3 protein-coding genes and 1 riboswitch are annotated in these 2,632 nt (G+C 71.1%); of the genes, 2 read left to right on the plus strand and 1 reads right to left on the minus strand.

What is annotated here, in order from left to right:
• Window positions 1–42: 42 nt before the first annotated feature.
• Entirely contained in the window at window positions 43–1,260 is a 1,218-nt protein-coding gene (locus E1298_RS46035; protein ID WP_131903670.1) for an amidohydrolase family protein, read from the minus strand.
• A 113-nt stretch (window positions 1,261–1,373) separates the two neighbouring features.
• On the opposite strand from E1298_RS46035, the gene E1298_RS46040 reads away from it, so the two are divergent.
• Together E1298_RS46040 and E1298_RS46045 are read left to right on the plus strand one after the other, a co-directional pair.
• Window positions 1,374–1,952, plus strand: coding sequence for a TetR/AcrR family transcriptional regulator (locus E1298_RS46040; protein ID WP_131903671.1), 579 nt, complete (start codon window positions 1,374–1,376; stop codon window positions 1,950–1,952).
• A 117-nt stretch (window positions 1,953–2,069) separates the two neighbouring features.
• A riboswitch (FMN riboswitch) is annotated at window positions 2,070–2,200 on the plus strand.
• Window positions 2,201–2,270: 70 nt separating this feature from the next.
• On the plus strand, window positions 2,271–2,632 hold a 362-nt coding region (locus tag E1298_RS46045; RefSeq protein ID WP_424923238.1), incomplete at its 3' end, for a riboflavin synthase.

Raw genomic sequence — 2,632 nt, forward strand, 5'->3', positions numbered from 1 at the left:
CCTGACCCACATAAGCCCCACCCCCACCGGCCTCCGCATCGTCTAGGCGGCCAGGCGGGTGCCGTGGCGCCAGACCGCTTGGGTGTTGAGGGTGTCGGAGATGGTGGTGGTCGGGTCGCCGTCGACCAGGAGCAGGTCGGCGCGCAGGCCCTCGGCGATGCGGCCCCGGTCGTCGAGGCCGAAGCGGCGGGCCGGGACGGCGGTGGCGGCGGTCAGCGCTTCGGCGGGGGTGAGCCCGGCCTGGACGAGGTATTGCAGCTCGTGGTGGACGCTCGCGCCATGGGCGACGCCGCCCAGGAACGGCAGCGGCCACGACGCGTCGGTGCCGACGAGGATGTCGACGCCCGCGTCGTGCAGGGCCTTGAGCGAGCCGAGCACGTCCTCCAGCCTGCCCTGCGGGTAGTGGCCGAAGCTGCTGCGCAGGGCCTTGTCCCACGCCGGGTCCAGGCGGGACGCCACGCGCGGGTCGTCGGCCAGGGCGCCGCCGGTGATGCCCATCATCGAGGCGTTGAGGACCACGCACGGCACGACGAACGCACCGGAGCGGGCGATGAGATCCACGATCTCCCCAGTGTGCGGCTGGTCCATGAACAGGTGCGCCAGCCCGCCGATGCCCGCCTCGACCGCCATCCGGGTCGCGTCCACGGTGAGCGTGTGGGCGACGGTGAGCATGTCGTGCCGGTGGGCTTCGGCGACCCCCGCGTTCACGGTCGCCTGGTCGAGCATCGGCAGCCCGGGGTGGCCTTCGACGGTGCCGTCGTCGATCATGAACTTGATGTAGTCCGACCCGGCCGCGACCAGCCGGGGGACGAAGGCGGCCGCCTCCTCGGGCGTGGTGGAGAACGGCTGCACGATCTCGCCCGCGGGACGCCGCCCGCCTCCGCCGGGGCGGAACCCCTCGGGGAACAGCTCGCTCGGGTGGCCGCCGGGCGGAGTGATTCCGAGACCGGCCGACCGGACGTCCGCGACCGCGTCGTTCCCGGTGATGCTCGCCCGGTTGGGCTTGGTGTTCATGCCCTGCATCTCCAGCTCGGTCGTCACGCCGAAGCGCAGTGCCAGCGCCAGCGACTCCTCGCTGGTGTGGACGTGCGCGTCGATCAGTCCCGGGAGCAGGGTCCCGCCGCGCGCGTCGACGACCTGGCTCCCGGCCGGGACCCCGCCGCCGACGGCGCTGATGACGCCTTCCCCGATCACCACGGTGTCGGCGTCCAGGAGCCGCTCCCCGTCGAAGACCCGCGCATTGATGATCGCTGTGTTCATGGGCTCGCTCCAGTCTGAGTCGGGGATGCCGCGACGACCTCCCAACTAGAACGCTATCAAAATTATAAGCATTCTATGATTGGAGTCGTTTCAGTCTTGGGTAGGATGGCGGCGTGGAGACGACCGGACGCCGCGAACGCAAGAAGGCCCAGACGCGCCGGCGGCTGTCGGAGGCCGCGCTGGAGCTGTTTCTGACGCGCGGCTACGACCAGGTGACGGTGGCGGAGATCGCGGCGGCCGCCGACATGGCGCTGGGCACGGTCTTCAAGCACTTCCCCGACGGGAAGGAGTCCCTGATCTTCGATGACGGCAGCAGGCGCGTCGCCGCCCTCGTCGGCGCCGTGCGCGACCGTCCCGCCGGGCAGCCGATCCTGCGGGCGCTGCGCGACTTCCTGGCCGGCCGCGGCCCGTTCCTCCTCGACCCGCCGGCCGAGCACCGGCGCAGGACCGAGCTGATCGTCGGCACCCCCGCGCTGCGGGAGTACCAGGTCAAGCTGTGGACGCGCGGCCAGGCGGCGCTCGCCGAGGTGATCGCCGCCGAGTGCGGCCGGTCCGCCGGCGACGTGACCGTCCGCGCGCTGGCCCGCTATGTCCTGGAGATCCCGGACCTGGCCGGTCTCGACCCCGACCCCCGCGCCTCCCTCGACGCGATCATCGCGCTGCTGGAGCGGGGCTGGCCCGAAGGCGCCTGATCCGCCGTGCAACGGTGGTGCTAACCGAGCGAGCGCTTGTTTGGCCACCTGTGGCCGTGGGCATCCTCACATGGGAGGGGGAATGCAATGCATGGCACACTGGTTGGCAAGCATTGAACGCGTGCTCCGGGGTCGGTGCAATTCCGAACCGGCGGTGACAGTCCGCGACCCGGCCGAAGCCATCGGCCGGTTGACCCGGTGGAACTCCGGGACCGACGGTGAAAGTCCGGATGGGAGGCAGCGCGCAATACGCCCCTGCGCGGGGCGCTGTCGGCACAAGTACGTCCCCGGAGCCTTTCGACTAGGGAGGCCCGGGAGATGTTCACCGGCATCGTCGAGGAGCTCGGCGAGATCGTGGCGGTCGAGCCCGACGGCGACTCGGCCACGCTGTCCATTCGCGGCCCGCTCGTCACCGAGGACGCCGTCCACGGCGCGTCGATCGCCGTCAACGGAGTCTGTCTCACCGTCGTGGACGTCAAGGACGGCGTCTTCACGGCCGACGTCATCAAGGAGACCCTCGACAAGTCCAGCCTCGGCGCGCTGAGGGCGGGCTCCAAGGTCAACCTGGAACGGCCCGTTCGGCTCTCCGACCGGCTCGGCGGCCACCTCGTCCAGGGCCACGTCGACGGGGTGGGGGAGCTCGTCTCCAGGGCAACCCCTTTGAGGGATCCCTGGAGACG

The organism is Actinomadura rubrisoli (assembly GCF_004349215.1).
Taxonomy (GTDB): Bacteria; Actinomycetota; Actinomycetes; order Streptosporangiales; family Streptosporangiaceae; genus Spirillospora; species Spirillospora rubrisoli.